Here is a 16,640-nt window from a genome sequence, read left to right on the forward strand (position 1 = left end):
GTTGACAGAACGGCATTGCATTGATTGTGTTCGATGCAATACCTACTGACGGGAGCCCCCGATGTCGTGGATCTCCGTAGCCGCTGTTGCGGTCGCGCTGGTCGTGCCGGGTCAGGTTCCTGCGGCGGCGCCGGTGGAGCCCGTGCCCGGTGGGCCCCGGACGGCGGCGGAGGTCTACCGGTATCTGGAGGATCCGCAGCTCACCGGCGAGGGTCAGGAGGAGCCGCACGCCGACCTGCGGCCATACCCGGATGCCTCCTCCGCGGCCGCTGATGTGACCAGCCACGACGCCGCGAATCCGGAGGTGCGTTCGCTCAACGGCGATTGGCGGCTGAAGATCTTCGACCGGCCCGATGATGTGCCCGCGGCGTTCCACGACGCCGGGTTCGACGCGAGCAGGTGGCCTGCCGCGCGGGTGCCGCACACGTGGCAGTCCGACTTCATCGACCACCCGATGTTCCGCAACATTCCCTCGGAGATCGTCCCGGACGACCCTGCCAAGGTTCCGCACGACGTCAACCCGACCGGCGCCTACCTTCGTACCTTCGACCTGCCGAAGGACTGGTCCGGTGACCCTGTCTTCCTCCGCTTCGAGGGTGTGACCAGCAACTATCTGGTCTGGGTGAACGGCGGCTACGTCGGCTACGACCAGGGCGGCTACACCCCGGCCGAGTTCGACGTCACCGAGCGCCTGCACCCGGGACGCAACACGATCGCGGTGCAGGTGCACCGCTGGGGTTCCGGTGCCTACCTCGAGGACTTCGATCAGTGGCGTTACAGCGGCATCTTCCGCGACGTGTGGCTCTACCGGACCGGGCCGACCCGGCTGCGGGACGCGTACCTGACGACTCACGGTGACACTCTGAGCGCCCGGGTGGACGTCGCCGGTGTCGCCGGCAGGTTCACCGTGCGCGGCACCCTGCGCGACGCGAAGGGCCGGACCGTCACCACCGTCAGCGCGTCGACGGGCACCGGCAGGGTCACGCTCACCGCACCCGTGGCGAACCCGGCACGGTGGAGCGCCGAGGAGCCGAACCTCTACACGCTGGTGCTGGAACTGCTCGACAGCCGCGGCAGGTCGTTGCACACCACCGCGCAGCCCGTCGGCTTCCGCGACGTCGAGGTGCGTGACCGGCAGATCCTCGTCGACGGCAAGCGCATCCTGATCAAGGGCACCAACCGCGCGGAGACCGATCCCGACACCGGCCGGCACGTCAGCCGCGATGCCCAGCGCGACGATGTGTTCCTGATGAAGAAACTGCACTTGAACGCCGTACGGACATCGCATTATCCGTCCGATCCTTATCTTTACGACCTGGCCGACCGGCACGGTCTGTGGATCGACGACGAGGTGGACATCGAGACGCACAACCACGAGTCCTGCCCGTCGGTCTGTCTCGCGGACCGCCCGGAATGGCAGGCCGCTTTCGCCGACCGGTTCCGCGCGATGGTGGAGCGCGACAAGAACCACCCCAGCGTCATCTTCTGGGACACCGGCAACGAGGCCGGGCTCGGCGCCGCGCACTACGCGATGGCGGCGTGGGCCGACGCGAACGAGCCGACCCGGTTGCTCTATCACCAGTCCAACAGCCCCGACGGCGACGCACCGTTCGCCGACGTCGACGGCCCCCGCTATCCGACCCCGGCCCGGCTGGAGAGCCGCACGCTGAGCAGCACCAAACCGATCGTGATGGGGGAGTACGCCCACGCGATGGGCAACGGGCTGGGCAACTTCGACCAGTTCTGGGCCCTTGCCCGTGAGTATCCGCAGATGCAGGGTGGCTTCATCTGGGACTGGGCCGAACAGAACCTGCGCCAGCCGCTCGTGGTCACCCCCGACACGGCGAACGGGATCCAGGCCTTCCTGGTCGGCAAGCCCGGCACCACCACCGGCCACCGCGGCAACGCCGTCTCACTGTCCAGCCTGGACGACTTCGTCGACGTCTTCCGCGACCCGCGCCTCGACCTGACCGGCCCCCTCACCCTCGACGCATGGGTCCAGCCGGGGGAGTGGGCCGGCAGCTTCCCGATCCTCACCAAGGGGCAGTCGTACGCCCTGCAGATGACCGATCGTGACACGCTGGAATTCAGGGTCGACGGGAAGGCCGTCACCGCGGACGTCCCCGCCGACTGGTACGGCAGCTGGCACCGCGTCACCGGCGGCTACGACGGCACCACCCTGCACCTGCTGATCGACGGCACCGAACGGGCCACGACACCCCGCAGCGGCGCGGTCGACCCCGGTCTGTGGGAGGTCAACCTGGGCCACAACGCCGAGACGCAGCAGGACAACGACCTGTGGAGCGTACGTCTCGGCCGCGGCCTGATCGACGATGCCCGCATCTACGCCAGGGCACTGACCCCGGACGACCTGGCCGCCGACCCGTCCGGTACCGCCGTCCTGGCCCTGAACTTCGACACGTTCCAGCGTCGTGGCGACTTCCTCAGCCTCGGTATCAGCCTCTCCGGCACCGACGGCCTGGTGGGCTCGGACCGTTACGTGCAGCCCGAGACCGCCGAGATGGCCTGGGCGCAGGCGCCGATCCGGTTCACCCGGGACGGCGACATCATCCACGTGCACAACGAGCAGCAGGCCGGCGCCTTCGCGGTCACGCTGCGCTGGAAGCTCACCGAACAGGACCGTACGCTGCGCAGCGGCAGCCGTAAGGTCCGGCTGGAACCCGGCGCGACCTACGACCTCGACCCGGGTCCGCTCCCGGCGAATCCCGGCGACCGGGAGCGTTTCCTGAGCGTCGAAGCGGCCGGCGACACCGATCACGCGTGGGCGCGTCGCGGCTGGATCGTCGGGCACGACCAGTTCGCTGTCGGCGGTCACGCGGTGCCCGGCATCCTGCCGCTTCCCGTCGCGGGGGCCCCGGCGCTGTCCGGCAGCGGCGACCGGATCACGGTGTCCGGCAAGGACTTCACCTACCGGTTCGACGCGGGCCTGCTCACCTCGATGCGCGCGACGGGTCGTGAGTTGCTGCACGGCACCCCGGCCCTGGACGTCTACCGGCCACCGACGAGCAACGAGACGTACGACTGGGGCACCGACGACCGCCGCATCTGGCACGAGACCGGTCTGGACGCCCTGCGCACCACGGTCACCGGCGTCACGACCCGCACCGAGGCCGACGCCGTGGTGGTCGAGGTCCGCAGCACCGCGGCGGGAACCGGGATCTCGTTCGGCCAGACGATGCGCTACCGCATCGACAAACGGGGCACGATCACCCTCGCGCACGACGTCGTGCCCTCCGGACCGGGGATCACCTCCCTGCCGTACCTGCCGCGGGTCGGGATCTCGTTGCAGGTGCCCGATTCCCTGCACCGGTTCGCCTACTACGGCCGGGGCCCGCAGGAGAGCTACAACGACCGGCGCAGCGGCGCCCCGATGGGGGTCTACACCAGCACCGTCGACGACCAGTACGTGCGCTACTCGCGGCCCCAGGCCAACGGCAACCACACCGACACCCGCTGGGCCGCCCTCACCGACGGCCGCTCAGGGCTGCTCGTCGGCGGCACTCAGGACGTCAGCGTCACCGCCTACGACAACCTCGACCGCGCCGAGTACGACCATCAGCTCCCACTCGTGCGCAACCGCGGCTGGGTCACCCTGCACGCCGAGGCCGGCGAGACGGGCATGGGCGAGACACCGAACTCGGTCCTCGCGCCCTACCGGCTCTCCCCGACCCAGCCCTACCACCAGGAACTGGTTCTGCGCCCCCTCACCCGCGCGGAGGCGGCGGCCGGTGGCGTGCCCGATTCGGACGTCCCGGCGCCCTGCCCACCCGCGGTCTCCGTGCAGGCGCCGGCGCAGATCCAGCCCGCAACCCCCGTCGAGGTCCAGGTCCCGGTCCGGTCACGCTGCGCGCCTGGTCTGCGGGATGCCTCCGTACGCCTGGGAGCGCCCGAAGGCTGGACGGTCTCCCCGGAATCGGTCTCGCTGGGCGCCGTAACCGACCGCGAAACGGCCACTTTCACCGTCACCGCTCCGGCCGGCACCGACATCGGAAAGTACCCGCTGACCGCCACGGCCGTCACCACTACCCCGACCGGATTCCGCTCCACCACCACCGCGACCACGACGGTCGCCGTGCCGCTGCCCGCCGGCTGGTCGTGGCTCAGCGACCGGCCCTTCACCCCGGTCACGAACGGCTGGGGCCCGGTCGAGAAGGACCGCAGCAACGGCGAACAGGGCGCCACCGACGGCAACGCCCTCACCATCGCCGGAACCGTCTACGACAAGGGCCTCGGCGCCCACGCGACCTCGTCGATCGAAGTGCCCCTGGGCGGCTCCTGCACCCGGTTCCGCGCCGACGTCGGCGTCGACGACGAGACCGGCAGCGGTGGCACGGTCGATTTCGAGATCTGGCTGGACGGCGAGCGCCGGTTCGCGTCCGGCACCCGCACCGGCACGGACCCGGCCCAGCCCCTCGACCTCGACGTATCCGGCGCCACCACCATGAACCTCAGGGTCACCGACGCCGGTGACGGCAACGGCAACGACCACGGCGACTGGGCGTACGCCCGCCTCGACTGCTGACTGTCCCGTGTAGATAGCGACGGCCGGACTGCCCACGTAAGCGCGCTCACCACCCGATTCGGGGCCCGGAACGCAGCTGGCGTCAGCGCTTCGTAATATTCTCATGCGTCGATGCCGGTTAGGTTTGTCTCCTGCCTTACCGGCCGCGAGGATCCGCCGAACCGGGTGTGTGAGCAGAGGCCGGAAGTCGACGGATGAGCGCTCCCACGGGCCTCTCCCGGGCGAAGGAGAAACAATGCGTAAGTTCCTGGCCGAATTCGTAGGCACCTTCTTCCTGGTGCTGACCGTCGGCATCGCCGTCGTCAAGATGAGCGCGCTGGCCCCGCTGGCAATCGGCGGCGTACTGACGGTGATGGTCTATGCCGCCGGGCATGTCTCCGGCGCGCATTTCAATCCGGCCGTGACGCTGGCGGCCCTGGTCCGCGGTGCGATCTCGCGGGCCGACGCGGCCGGCTATGTGGCCGCCCAGACGGTTGCCGGCGTGCTGGCCGCCCTGGCCGCCGGCTGGATCACCCATCCCGCGGCGGTCTCGACATTGACGTTGTCCGGCCGGGCGATCGGGGTGGCGTTGCTGGCTGAGTCGCTGTTCACCTTCGCGCTGGCATACGTCGTCCTCAACGTGGCGACCAGCCGGGACCATCCGAACAATTCGTTCTACGGGCTGGCCATCGGCGGGACGGTGATGGCCGGTGCGGTCACGGTCGGGGGCATCTCCGGCGGGGTCTTCAACCCCGCTGTGGCCGTGGGCGGGGCCGTGCTGGGGCTGTTCGCCTGGTCGAGCATCTGGGTCTACCTGGTCGCCGCGCTGATCGGTGGCACCGCGGCCGGTGCGGTGTTCCTGGCGCTCAACCCCGCCGACCGGCCGGACGCGAAGCGGGACGTCACCGTGAACGATCCCGCCCTCGCGCGTCCCTGACCGTCCTCCCGTACGACTCCTTGACGCTGACGTCCGGAAAGGACCCGATGTCCGAGAACCACGATCCCATCGACCACGACGCCGAGGCCGGCGCCGCCTCTCAGTGCCCGGTCGCGCACGGCCGCGCGCCGGAGCCGGTGCAGGGTGGCGGCAACCGCAGTTGGTGGCCGGACCGGCTGAACCTGAAGATCCTGGCCAAGAACCCCGCGGTGGCCAACCCCCTCGGCGGCAGCTTCGATTACCCGGCCGCGTTCCAGACCCTCGACCTGCCGGCCGTGAAGGCCGACATCGAGCAGGTCCTGACCACCTCGCAGGACTGGTGGCCGGCCGACTACGGGCACTACGGCCCGTTCATCATCCGGATGGCCTGGCACAGCGCGGGCACCTACCGTATCAGCGACGGCCGCGGTGGCGCCGGCGCCGGTCAGCAGCGCTTCGCGCCGCTGAACAGCTGGCCGGACAACGCCAACCTCGACAAGGCTCGGCGCCTGCTCTGGCCGGTGAAGAAGAAGTACGGTCGAAACCTTTCCTGGGCCGACCTGATGATCCTGGCCGGCAACGTGGCGCTGGAGTCGATGGGCTTCGACACCTTCGGATTCGCCGGCGGGCGCCCCGACGTCTGGGAGCCCGACGAGGATGTCTACTGGGGACCGGAGACCACCTGGCTGGGCGACGAGCGTTACACCGGCGACCGTGAGCTGGAGCAGCCGCTCGGCGCCGTGCAGATGGGCCTGATCTACGTCAATCCGGAGGGCCCCAACGGCAACCCGGACCCGGTCGCCTCGGCCCGCGACATCCGGGAGACCTTCACCCGGATGGCGATGAACGACGAGGAGACCGTGGCGCTGATCGCCGGCGGCCACACCTTCGGCAAGACCCACGGTGCCGGCCCGGCCGACAACGTCGACCTCGAGCCCGAAGCCGCCCCGCTGGAGCTGCAGGGCCTGGGCTGGAGGAACAACTTCGGCACCGGCAAGGGCGGCGACACCATCACCAGCGGCCTCGAGGGCGCCTGGACCAGCACCCCCAGAACCTGGGACAACACCTACTTCGAAATTCTCTTCGGGTACGAATGGGAGCTGTCCAGGAGCCCAGCCGGCGCGAACCAGTGGAAGCCGGTCGGCGGCGACGGCGCCGGCACGGTGCCCGACGCGCACGACCCGGCCAAGACGCACGCACCGACGATGCTGACCACCGACCTGGCGCTGCGCGTCGACCCGATCTACGGGCCGATCGCTCAGAGCTTCAAGGACGACCCGGCGGCGTTCGCCGACGCGTTCGCCCGCGCCTGGTTCAAGCTGACCCACCGCGACATGGGCCCGATCGCGCGCTACCTCGGCCCCGAGGTCCCGGCCGAGGTGCTGATCTGGCAGGACCCGGTCCCTGCGGTGGACCACCCGCTGGTCGAGGCCGCCGACGTGACGAGCCTCAAGCAGCAGATCCTCGGCTCCGGGCCGACCATCTCCCAGCTCATCTCGACCGCATGGGCGGCAGCCTCGTCGTTCCGCGGCAGCGACAAGCGCGGCGGCGTCAACGGTGCCCGCATCCGCCTGCAGCCACAAGCGTCGTGGGAGGTCAACGACCCCGACCAACTGGACAGCACCCTTCGTACCCTCGAGGGTATCCGGACGTCCTTCAACGCGGCCGCCACCGGTGGCAAGAAGGTCTCCCTCGCGGACCTGATCGTGCTCGCCGGCAACGCCGCTGTGGAGAAAGCGGCGGCCGACGCCGGTCAGAGCGTCGAGGTGCCGTTCACACCGGGCCGCACCGACGCGTCGCAGGAACAGACCGACGTCGAGTCGTTCGCGGCGTTCGAACCGACCGTCGACGGCTTCCGCAACTATCTGCGCAAGGGCCACCGTCTACCGGCGGAATTTCTGCTGGTCGACAGGGCCAACCTGCTCACCCTGAGCGCCCCCGAGATGACGGTGCTCGTCGGCGGCCTGCGGGTGCTGGGGGCAAACCACGCACAGTCCGGTGTGGGCGTGCTGACCGACGCCCCGGGCACGCTGACCAACGACTTCTTCGTCAACCTGCTCGACCTCGGCATAACCTGGCGGCCGTCGGGCAGCGACTACGAGGCCGTCGACGCCTCCGGCGCGGTCAAATGGACCGGCAGCCGGGTCGACCTGCTCTTCGGCTCGAACTCGGAGCTGCGCGCGCTGTCCGAGGTCTACGCGAGCGACGACGCCAAGGTCACGTTCGTGAGCGACTTCGTCGCCGCCTGGGCCAAGGTCATGGAACTCGACCGCTTCGACCTGGCCTGACGGTGAGCGCCGCACTGTAGGGTGTCCCCGGGTTCCAGCAGCACGGTCGTGACCAGTGTCAGGCCCTGCTGGGATCCGGTGGTGACGAGCACGTCCTGCGCCCTGCTCGGCAGTCCCCACCGGCTCATCCGGGTGGCGATGTGTTCCCGCGGCGCCGGGTCACCCTCGGTGGGGGAGTACTGCAGCACCTCCCACGTTCAGACCGCGGTGGCACAGGCACTCATTGCCGAGCGCGCAGGCTGAGTCGTCAGACTCCGGCGGGAACGGCAGCGGAGATCGGCTGCACCTCGGTCACCGTTCCGGCGCTCAGGCTGTACTGCGTGGGCAGAACGGCCAGCTCACCCCGCCCCATGGCCTCCCGCACGATCGCGGAACGCCTGCGCAGCGCCTGCACGGTGAACACCGAGTGCTGGCCGCCGATCTCCACGGCGTTCCCGGCGCCACAGGAGCGGGCTCGCGACACGTGCGGGGCGATCTTTTCGGCGATCTTGCGGATGTTGCCGGGAGGAGCGGGATTACCGTCAACCATGCTGATCGCCGCGGCGACGGCGCCGCACCCGTCATGGCCGAGCACCACGATCAGAGGTACGCCCAGCACCCCGACCGCGTACTCGACGGATCCGAGCACCGCCGTGTCGAGGGCGTGCCCCGCCGTGCGGACCACGAACAGGTCACCGACGCCCTGATCGAACAGGATCTCGGCCGGCAGCCGGGAGTCCGAGCAGCCGAGGACGAGAGCGAACGGCCGCTGCGACAGGCTGGTCTCGGCGCGGCGGTCCGCTCCCCGGCCCGCGTGCGCCGTGCTGTGGCCTTCGACCCAGCGTCGGTTGCCGTCCTGCAACCGTTCCCACGAGGGGTGTACAGACATCTCAGGTTCTCCTCGTGTCAGTTGAGCAGGGCGCCGGTGACGGCGATCTGGTCGGCGAGGACCCCGCCGATGAGCTTCTGCGTCTCGTTGATCTCCTCCACCGCGGTGTGGATCTCCGACAGCGACGCGGTGACGGCGTCGACCCGCGCCTGGATGGTGCTGACCTTCGAGCTGACCTCGGTCGTGGCGCGCTCGGTCTCGCTCGACAGCTCTTTCACCTCACCGGCGACCACGGCGAACCCCTTGCCGGCCTCGCCCGCGCGGGCTGCCTCGATCGTCGCGTTGAGCGCCAGCAGATTGGTCTGGGCCGCGATCGCCTGGATGCTCCTGACCACCTCGTTGATCTCCGCGCTTGCCTGACCGAGCGCCGCCACCTGCTGGTTGGCCTCCTCGGTGAGCTGTTCACTGCGGGCCGCCACGGTTGCCGCGGAGGTGACATTGCGCTGGACATCGCCGATGGAGTCGAGCAGCGTACGGCCGGCATGATGCAGTTGCTCCGTCGACGCGAACCGCTCCAGTGCCTGCCCGACCAGGAACGCCGTGTTGCGCAGCGCGCTCTCCCGTCCCGGGTACATGATCAGCGTCCGGGTCGCGAAGAAGTCCATGGTCCCGACGATCTGCCCCCCGACCAGGATGGGAAGGCACACCCCGGACTTGACGCCCGCGGCCTGCGCGGCCGGACGGCGTACGCAGTCGGTCAGCTCCCCGAGGTCCTCGACGAAGACCAGGTCGCCCCGGGCCCAGGCACGTCCGGACAGCCCCACGCCCTTGGCGAAGGAGGCGGACATGGTGACCCGCCGGAATTCCGCACCGGCGTCACCGGACTCGAGCGCGAAACGCAGCTCGCTCCCGGCGTCGTTGAGCTGCCAGAACGAGCCGTACTGCCAGTCGAAGTCGGCGCGGATCGTTTCCAGCGCGACCCGCAACGCCTCATCCCGGCTCTTGACCTGCGTCATCTTGCGGATCACCGTGGAGACAGCCTCCACATCCTGAGCCGCCTTCTCCTGACGGACGGCCTCGTGCAGCCGAGCCATCGCCCCGGAGACCAGTTGACCCACCGAGCGCAGCACCGACAACCTGCCCTCGCTGGGATCCAGCTCCTCCATCGCGAAGAAATCCAGGGTCCCCACGACCCGGCCGTCCTCAACGAGCGGGAAACACACCCCGCTACGGACACCTGCCCGCGACGCCACGGGTGCGCGGACACAATCGGTCAGCTCGGCGAGGTCACGGACGAACACCAGGTCCCGGCTGCGCCAGGCCCGGCCGGACAACCCGACGCCCTCGGCGAAGGACGCCTCCATGGTCACCCGGCGGAAATCGTCGTTGACGCTGCCGCTCTCCTGCGCGAAACGCAGGACCGCGGCGCCCCGGTCCAGCTGCCAGTACGACCCGTAGGCCCACCCGAACAGCTCTCGCACCAGCTGCAAGGCGGTGTCGATCGCCTCTGCGGGAGAGGTGGCGCTCTCCATCTTCCGCATGATCGTGGTGATGGCCCGGACATCGGCCCGGGCCTCCGCCAGATCGGCGTCGAGCCGCTCGGCGACACCCCGTTTGCTGGAACCGAACACCGGTACCCCTCTCGCTAGACGAGGAGACTGTCGGCTGCCGGTCGGCTCACATGAGAAAGTTTCCCGATCACACGCGCTTCGTCGCTACGGTTTGAGGACTTGCCTGGCGAAGCGCGTGCGGGCGTTCGGTCTCCGAGCGCACAGCCTGTTTCACCCTGTCGTACGCGGCGATGTGCGCGCCGCCGTGGTCGGCTTCACTGGTGTGTGGCCGGCCCGTTCAGCCATCTGCAGCCGGTACGGCTCCTTGTCGATGGCGATGACCTTCGCGGCGCCGAGCACCCGGGCACTGTCCATGGCGAACTGACCGACCGGACCGGCGCCCCACACCGCCACGACGTCACTGGGCTGGATGTCGCACATCTCGGCGCCCATGTAGGCGCCCTACCTGCTTGTGGGTGCCTTCGCCCCGGCCATGGCCGCCCGTGGCACGGGAGCGATCGTCAACGTCGGCAGCCTCGGTACCAGCATGGCGGCGTCGGGGACCAGCGCCTTCCAGGCCGCGCTGAGCATGCTGGCCAAATCGTGGACCGCCGAGTACGGGCCACGGGCGATGTGACCGGCCACGGCCCGCCGACGCAGGGGCCAGGGGCCTTCGGGAGTCCGAAACTTCCGGGTTCATAACGAGCGGGACAGAGTTTGCATTCTCCCATTTCTTTACGGTGCTCCTCAGGCGTACGTTGACCTTCCGAAGCATGCTTCGTCCGAAGTAGATGATCTTCCGGGCCTGGTCACATGGTCTGGATTTGCCGAGGACCGATCAGGGGAGGGGGCGTCGCAGTGGCTGGGAAAATCCGCGCACTCGCCGCTTTTGCCATGACTGCGGTGTTGGCCGCAGGGGCAACAGCGTGCAGCAGCACCCGTAGCGACACCGAAAGTTCCGAAACGAGCTCGGGCTCGAAACTCATCGGCATCGTGATGCCGACCAAGAGCCTCGAGCGGTGGAACAACGACGGCGCGCACCTGGAGGACCTGCTGAAGAAGGCGGGCTACACCACGACGCTGCAGTACGCCGACAACAAGGTCGATCAGCAGATCACGCAGCTGCAGAACATGATCAATCAGAATGCGCAGATCCTGGTCGTGGCGTCGATCGACGGCACCGCGCTGGGGCCGGTCCTGGACAAGGCCGCCCAGCAGAAGATCAAGGTCATCGCGTACGACCGGCTGATCAATGCCACGCCCAACGTGGACTACTACGCCACCTTCGACAACTACCAGGTCGGCAAGCTGCAGGGTGAGTACATCGTCAAGCAGCTCGGCCTGGACGCCGGCAAGGGACCCTTCAACCTCGAGCCGTTCGCCGGGTCGTCCGACGACAACAACGCCAAGTTCTTCTTCGCCGGCGCCTGGGACGTGCTCAAGCCGTACCTCGACAGCAAGAAGCTGGTCATCCCGTCGGGCAAGAAGCTCGCGAGCGACGCCGACTGGAAGAACGTCAGCATCGACGGCTGGAGCTCGCAGAAGTCCCAGGCCGAGATGGACAACCGGCTCAACTCCTTCTACACCGGGGGGAAGAAGGTCGACGCCGTGCTCTCGCCGAACGACTCCCTGGCGCTGGGCATCGAGCAGTCGCTGGAGTCCAAGGGCTACCGGACCGGCGCGGGCTGGCCGATCATCACCGGTCAGGACGCCGACCTGGCGAACACCAAGAACATCCTGGCCGGCAAGCAGTCGATGACCGTCTGGAAGGACACCCGGGCACTGGGCGACCAGGTGGCCAAGATGATCGACCAGATCGTGAAGGACCAGCCCGTCGAGACCAACGACACCAAGACGTACGACAACGGCGTCAAGGTCGTCCCGGCGTACCTCCTCCCGCCGGTCGTGGTGACCAAGGACGACGTCAAGTCCAAACTGGTCGACTCCGGCTTCTACACCGCGAGCAAGCTCGGCCTCTAGGCGGAACGCCGGCCGGGCCCCGTCCGTCGGGGCCCGGCCGCTTGCGGGAAGGAACCGGTCATGACCACCGACACGAACCCGATCCTGCGGATGCGCGGGATCACCAAGACCTTTCCCGGCGTCATGGCGCTGCAGGACGTCACGATGACCGTGGCCGCCGGGGAGGTGCACGCCGTCTGCGGTGAGAACGGTGCGGGCAAATCCACCCTGATGAAGGTGCTCAGCGGGGTCTACCCGCACGGCAGCTACTCCGGCGACATCGTCTTCGAGGGGCAGCCGTGCCAGTTCCGGACCATCCGCGACTCGGAGGAGCGCGGCATCGTCATCATCCATCAGGAGCTGGCGCTCAGCCCGTACCTCTCGATCGCGGAGAACATCTTCCTCGGCAATGAGCGGGCCTCGCGGGGTGTGATCAACTGGACGCAGACCAACAAGCAGGCCGCCGCGCTGCTCGCCCGGGTCGGCCTGGACGAGCAGCCGGACACCAAGGTCATGGATCTCGGCGTCGGCAAGCAGCAGCTCGTCGAGATCGCCAAGGCGCTGTCGAAGCGGGTGAAGCTGCTGATTCTGGACGAGCCGACCGCTGCGCTCAACGACGAGGACAGCGCGCACCTGCTCGACCTGATCCGTCAGCTTCAGCAGCAGGGGATCACCAGCATCATCATCTCGCACAAGCTGAACGAGATCGCCGCGATCGCCGACACCACGACCGTCCTGCGTGACGGCCGGAGCATCGAGACGCTGGAGATGAACGGGCCCGAGCCGGTGACCGAGGACCGCATCATCCGGGGCATGGTCGGGCGCGACCTGGCCCACCGGTTCCCCGGGCACACGCCGACGATCGGCGCGGAGATCCTGCGGGTCGAGGGCTGGACCGTGCATCACCCGATCGATCGGCACCGCACGGTTGTCGACAACGCCGCACTGTCCGTACGGGCCGGTGAGATCGTCGGGCTGGCCGGCCTGATGGGCGCCGGGCGCACCGAGCTGGCGATGAGCATCTTCGGGCACAGCTACGGCAGTTCCATCTCCGGGCAGCTCTACCTGCACGGCAACCCCGTGACGATCAAGTCGGTCGACGTGGCGATCGCGCACGGCATCGCGTACGCCACCGAGGACCGCAAGCACTACGGCCTGAACCTCATCGAGGACATCAAACGCAACACCACGGCGGCGAAGCTGCAGCGGATCGCCCGCTTCGGCGTCGTCGACACGGCGCAGGAGATCACCACCGCCGACCGCTACCGCCGCGAGATGCGGACCAAGGCGGAGAGCGTGGACGTGCCGGTCGGCAAACTGTCCGGCGGCAACCAGCAGAAGGTGGTCCTCAGCAAGTGGCTCTTCGCCGAGCCCGAGGTCCTCATCCTCGACGAGCCCACCCGCGGCATCGACGTGGGCGCCAAGTACGAGATCTACGAGATCGTCAACCGCCTCGCGGACACCGGCAAGGCGATCCTGGTCATCTCCTCGGAGCTGCCCGAGCTGCTCGGTATCTGTGACCGGATCTACGCGATGAGCCAGGGCCGGATCACCGGCGAGATCCCCCGGGCCGAGGCGACCCAGGAGGGCCTCATGCGCCTCATGACCATGGACAAGAGCGGAGCAGTGCGGTGAGCGCATCGACGACGGTGGAGCAGCAGCAGCCACCGGCGAAGAAACCGTCCGGGAACGGCAGCGGATCGCTGAGCGGCTACCTGGGCCAGAACCTGCGGCAGTACGGCATGGTGGCGGCGCTCGTCATCATCGTCGTGCTGTTCCAGATCCTGACCGACGGCAAGCTGTTGTACCCGAACAACATCGCCGCGCTGATCCAGCAGAACGCCTACGTGCTGATCCTCGCGATCGGCATGGTGATGGTCATCGTCGCCGGCCACATCGACCTGTCGGTCGGCTCGGTGGTCGCCTTCATCGGCGGCATCTGCGCGCTGCTGATCAGCGACCACAACGTGCCGTGGCTGCTCGCGGTGATCGTGTCGGTGCTGATCGGCGGGATTGTCGGCTGCTGGCAGGGATTCTGGATCGCGTACGTCGGCATCCCGGCGTTCATCGTGACGCTCGGCGGCATGCTGCTCTTCCGCGGCCTCGCCATCGTCCTGGTCGGCACCACGGTCGCGGGCCTGCCGGCGGGCTTCAACAACATCAGCAACGGCTCCCTGCCGAGTGCGCTCGGCTTCCTCGCCGATCTCGACGGCCTGACGCTGCTCATCGGGGTCATCGCGATCGCGGGGCTGGCCGTCGCCCAGATCCGGGCGCGGCGCTCGCTGCTGCGTAACGACCTGAGGACCGAGCCGTTCGCCGCGTTCGCCGGCAAGCTGGCCGTGTCGGCCGTGGCGATCGGCTACATCACCTATTTGCTGGCCAAGAGCGCGGGCGGCACCCCTGTCGTGCTGATCATCGTGGGCGTGCTGGTGCTGCTCTACACGTTCATCATGAACAACACCGTGTTCGGCCGGCACATCTACGCGCTGGGCGGCAACCTGCCGGCGGCGGTGCTGTCCGGCGTGAAGACCAAGCGCGTCAACTTCATGATCTTCGTGAACATGGGCCTCCTCGCCGGAGTCGCCGCCGTGGTCACCACCTCCCGCGCCGGCGCCGCCGTGGCCGCCGCGGGCAACAACTTCGAACTCGATGCGATCGCCGCCGCCTTCATCGGTGGCACCGCGGTCAGCGGCGGCATCGGCAAGGTCACCGGCGCCATCATCGGTGCGTTCATCATGGGCGTGCTCAACATGGGACTGTCCATCATGAACGTCGACCCGTCCTGGCAGATGGCGGTCAAGGGCCTGGTCCTGATCGCCGCCGTGGCCTTCGACATCCTCAACAAGCGCCGCGCGAAGTAGTGGGTCACGCACGGGTCTACAAGGTGACGACGACGGTGGAGATGCTGCGTGCGGGAAGGCTGACGGTGACCTGCCCGCCGTTCACGGTGGCCGGCTGGCCGGCGGCGTTGCTGAACTGCGAGGTGAGGTAGTCCTCGGCCTTGGTGACGCTCTGCGGGACCTGGATCACGGCGTTGCTGACCGCGCTGGTCGAGCGGTTCAGGATGACGAGCTTGATCTTTCCCCCGCCCTGGTAGGCGGTCACCTCCAGCGGGTTGGCCTTGGTGCTCTTGGTCAGGGCGATCCGCTGGTCACCAGGGCGGACATACTTGGCGTACTGCGAGAATGCGTAACCCCGCTTGAGCGGGGCGCCCGTGCCGGTACCGGCGCTGCCGTCGCCGATGAAGGAGTAGAAGCGCTTGCCGTACCACCAGATGTAGGCGCTCCAGTTGGCTTCCATCGACTTGTTCACCGTACGCATGACGGTGTCCAGGGTCTCGTCCCAGACGGCCTTGTTGCTCGCATCGCCCCACGCGGTGGAGGTGTCGCCGGCGGCCACGTGGTAGTTCCACTCGGTCATCCACACCGGCTTGTCGTACTGGGCAGCCAGCGCGTACGGCTTGAGCCGGCCCGCGTCCTCGGTGCCGTACAGGTGGCCGCCGATGTAGCCGATGGCGTTCCGGGCGGCCGCGTCGTTCAGGGTCGGGTCGGTGTATCCGTAGTTCAGGTTCACCGCTTCGGCGACCATCAGCCTGGTGTTCTGGATCTTCGAGCCCTGCTCGCGGACGAACGTGCTCAGTTCGCTGCCGCTCCAGTCCATCGAGTCGTAGTCGGGGTGCCAGTCCGGCTCGTTCTGAATGGACACGACGTCGATCGGCACGCCCTGCCCGCGCATGTACTGCACGTAGCTGCTGAGGTGATTGGCGTAGTCGTCGTAGTAGTCGGTCTTCAGCTTCCCGCCGTTGATCCGGCTGTTGTTGGTCTTCCACGCCGCGGGTGCCGTCCACGGCGACGCGAGGATCTTCACCCCGGAGCCGGACGATTTGGCAGCCTTCAGGGCGTTCACCTGGGTCGGCCATTCGCTGGAGACCGGGGAGATGCCGGTGCGCACGATCGACAGCCCGAGCTGGTTGGTGCCGGTCCCGACCAGCGTCTGCGTCTCGGCGGTGGACCAGGCGCTGCCCCAGACCGACACCGCCGAGCCGAACCCGTCGATCGTCTGGTACTTGGTGGCGCTGTTCACCGTGATGTCCGGTGCGGCGCCCGGCGGGGTGGTCGGGTTCGAGGTGGGTGGGGTCGCCGACGGGGTGGTGGGTGTTGTGGTGCCGGTGCAGGTGGTGCCGTTGAGGGTGAAGGTGGTCGGTGTGGGGTTGGTGGTGGTCCAGGTGCCGTTGAAGCCGAATGCGGCGGTGCCGTTGGTGGCGATGTTTCCGTTGTAGGTGAGGTTGGTGGCGGTGGCGGTGGTGCCGTTCTGGGTGAGCGTGGCGTTCCAGGCCTGGGTGACGGTTTGCCCGGCGGTGTAGGACCAGGTCAGTGCCCAGGTGGTCAGGGGGTCGCCGAGGTTGGTGATGGTGACGTCGGCGCCGAAGCCGTTCTGCCATTGTGATGACACTTTGTAGTCGACCGCGCAGCCAGCGGCCGCAGCATCGGCCGGCAGGGCTACCGCGGCCGACACCACCAGCACGGCCGCGGCAGCGCCGGCGACTCTGGATTTCCTCATGAGTCTTCTCCTGAGCGGGGGGAGGGGAATCAAGATC

11 protein-coding genes and 1 pseudogene are annotated in these 16,640 nt (G+C 68.4%); 7 read left to right on the forward strand and 5 right to left on the reverse strand.

Annotated features, from left to right (window positions below; translation table 11 throughout):
• Positions 1-61: 61 nt before the first annotated feature.
• The 3 genes from Aco04nite_RS24145 to katG all read left to right on the forward strand — a co-directional run bounded on the left by Aco04nite_RS24145 (position 62) and on the right by katG (position 7,726).
• Positions 62-4,543 (forward strand): glycoside hydrolase family 2 TIM barrel-domain containing protein, encoded by a 4,482-nt coding sequence (locus Aco04nite_RS24145; protein ID WP_212999540.1) that lies wholly within the window; start codon positions 62-64, stop codon positions 4,541-4,543.
• A gap of 235 nt (positions 4,544-4,778) precedes the next feature.
• Positions 4,779-5,459 (forward strand): MIP/aquaporin family protein, encoded by a 681-nt coding sequence (locus tag Aco04nite_RS24150; RefSeq protein WP_212999541.1) that lies wholly within the window; start codon positions 4,779-4,781, stop codon positions 5,457-5,459.
• Between the two features lie 47 nt (positions 5,460-5,506).
• A complete protein-coding gene (gene katG / locus Aco04nite_RS24155) occupies positions 5,507-7,726 on the forward strand; it encodes a catalase/peroxidase HPI (RefSeq protein ID WP_212999542.1) in 2,220 nt (739 codons plus the stop codon).
• Between the two features lie 247 nt (positions 7,727-7,973).
• On the opposite strand, the gene Aco04nite_RS24160 is transcribed toward katG, so the two are convergent.
• The 4 genes and pseudogenes from Aco04nite_RS24160 to Aco04nite_RS24170 form a co-directional block, all read right to left on the reverse strand.
• Positions 7,974-8,594 (reverse strand): carbonic anhydrase, encoded by a 621-nt coding sequence (locus tag Aco04nite_RS24160; RefSeq protein ID WP_212999543.1) that lies wholly within the window; start codon positions 8,592-8,594, stop codon positions 7,974-7,976.
• 17 nt (positions 8,595-8,611) lie between these two features.
• Complete coding sequence (locus Aco04nite_RS50255; RefSeq protein WP_438874938.1) at positions 8,612-9,013, reverse strand: methyl-accepting chemotaxis protein; 402 nt, start codon at positions 9,011-9,013, stop codon at positions 8,612-8,614.
• A gap of 105 nt (positions 9,014-9,118) precedes the next feature.
• Positions 9,119-10,075: pseudogene (locus Aco04nite_RS50260) on the reverse strand (GAF domain-containing protein); the annotation flags it as partial.
• Positions 10,076-10,315: 240 nt separating this feature from the next.
• A complete protein-coding gene (locus tag Aco04nite_RS24170) occupies positions 10,316-10,537 on the reverse strand; it encodes a hypothetical protein (protein ID WP_244876247.1) in 222 nt (73 codons plus the stop codon).
• Positions 10,538-10,556: 19 nt separating this feature from the next.
• Here Aco04nite_RS24170 and Aco04nite_RS24175 point away from each other — a divergent pair, with 19 nt between their 5' ends.
• The 4 genes from Aco04nite_RS24175 (at position 10,557) to mmsB (ending at position 14,904) form a co-directional block, all read left to right on the forward strand.
• Complete coding sequence (locus tag Aco04nite_RS24175; RefSeq protein WP_212999545.1) at positions 10,557-10,721, forward strand: Rossmann-fold NAD(P)-binding domain-containing protein; 165 nt, start codon at positions 10,557-10,559, stop codon at positions 10,719-10,721.
• A gap of 359 nt (positions 10,722-11,080) precedes the next feature.
• A complete protein-coding gene (gene chvE / locus Aco04nite_RS24180) occupies positions 11,081-12,064 on the forward strand; it encodes a multiple monosaccharide ABC transporter substrate-binding protein (protein ID WP_244876248.1) in 984 nt (327 codons plus the stop codon).
• A gap of 60 nt (positions 12,065-12,124) precedes the next feature.
• Positions 12,125-13,678, forward strand: a complete 1,554-nt coding sequence (gene mmsA / locus Aco04nite_RS24185; RefSeq protein WP_212999547.1) for a multiple monosaccharide ABC transporter ATP-binding protein — start codon at positions 12,125-12,127, stop codon at positions 13,676-13,678.
• Positions 13,675-14,904: a multiple monosaccharide ABC transporter permease gene (mmsB, locus tag Aco04nite_RS24190; protein ID WP_212999548.1), complete on the forward strand. Its 1,230-nt coding sequence runs from the start codon at positions 13,675-13,677 to the stop codon at positions 14,902-14,904. Before mmsA ends, mmsB begins: the two co-directional genes overlap by 4 nt.
• Before the next feature lie 16 nt (positions 14,905-14,920).
• On the opposite strand, the gene Aco04nite_RS24195 is transcribed toward mmsB, so the two are convergent.
• On the reverse strand, positions 14,921-16,603 hold the full coding sequence (locus tag Aco04nite_RS24195; protein ID WP_212999549.1) for a cellulose binding domain-containing protein: 1,683 nt from the start codon (positions 16,601-16,603) through the stop codon (positions 14,921-14,923).
• Between the last annotated feature and the right edge of the window lie 37 nt (positions 16,604-16,640).

The organism is Winogradskya consettensis (genome assembly GCF_018332715.1).
Classification (GTDB): Bacteria; Actinomycetota; Actinomycetes; order Mycobacteriales; family Micromonosporaceae; genus Actinoplanes; species Actinoplanes consettensis.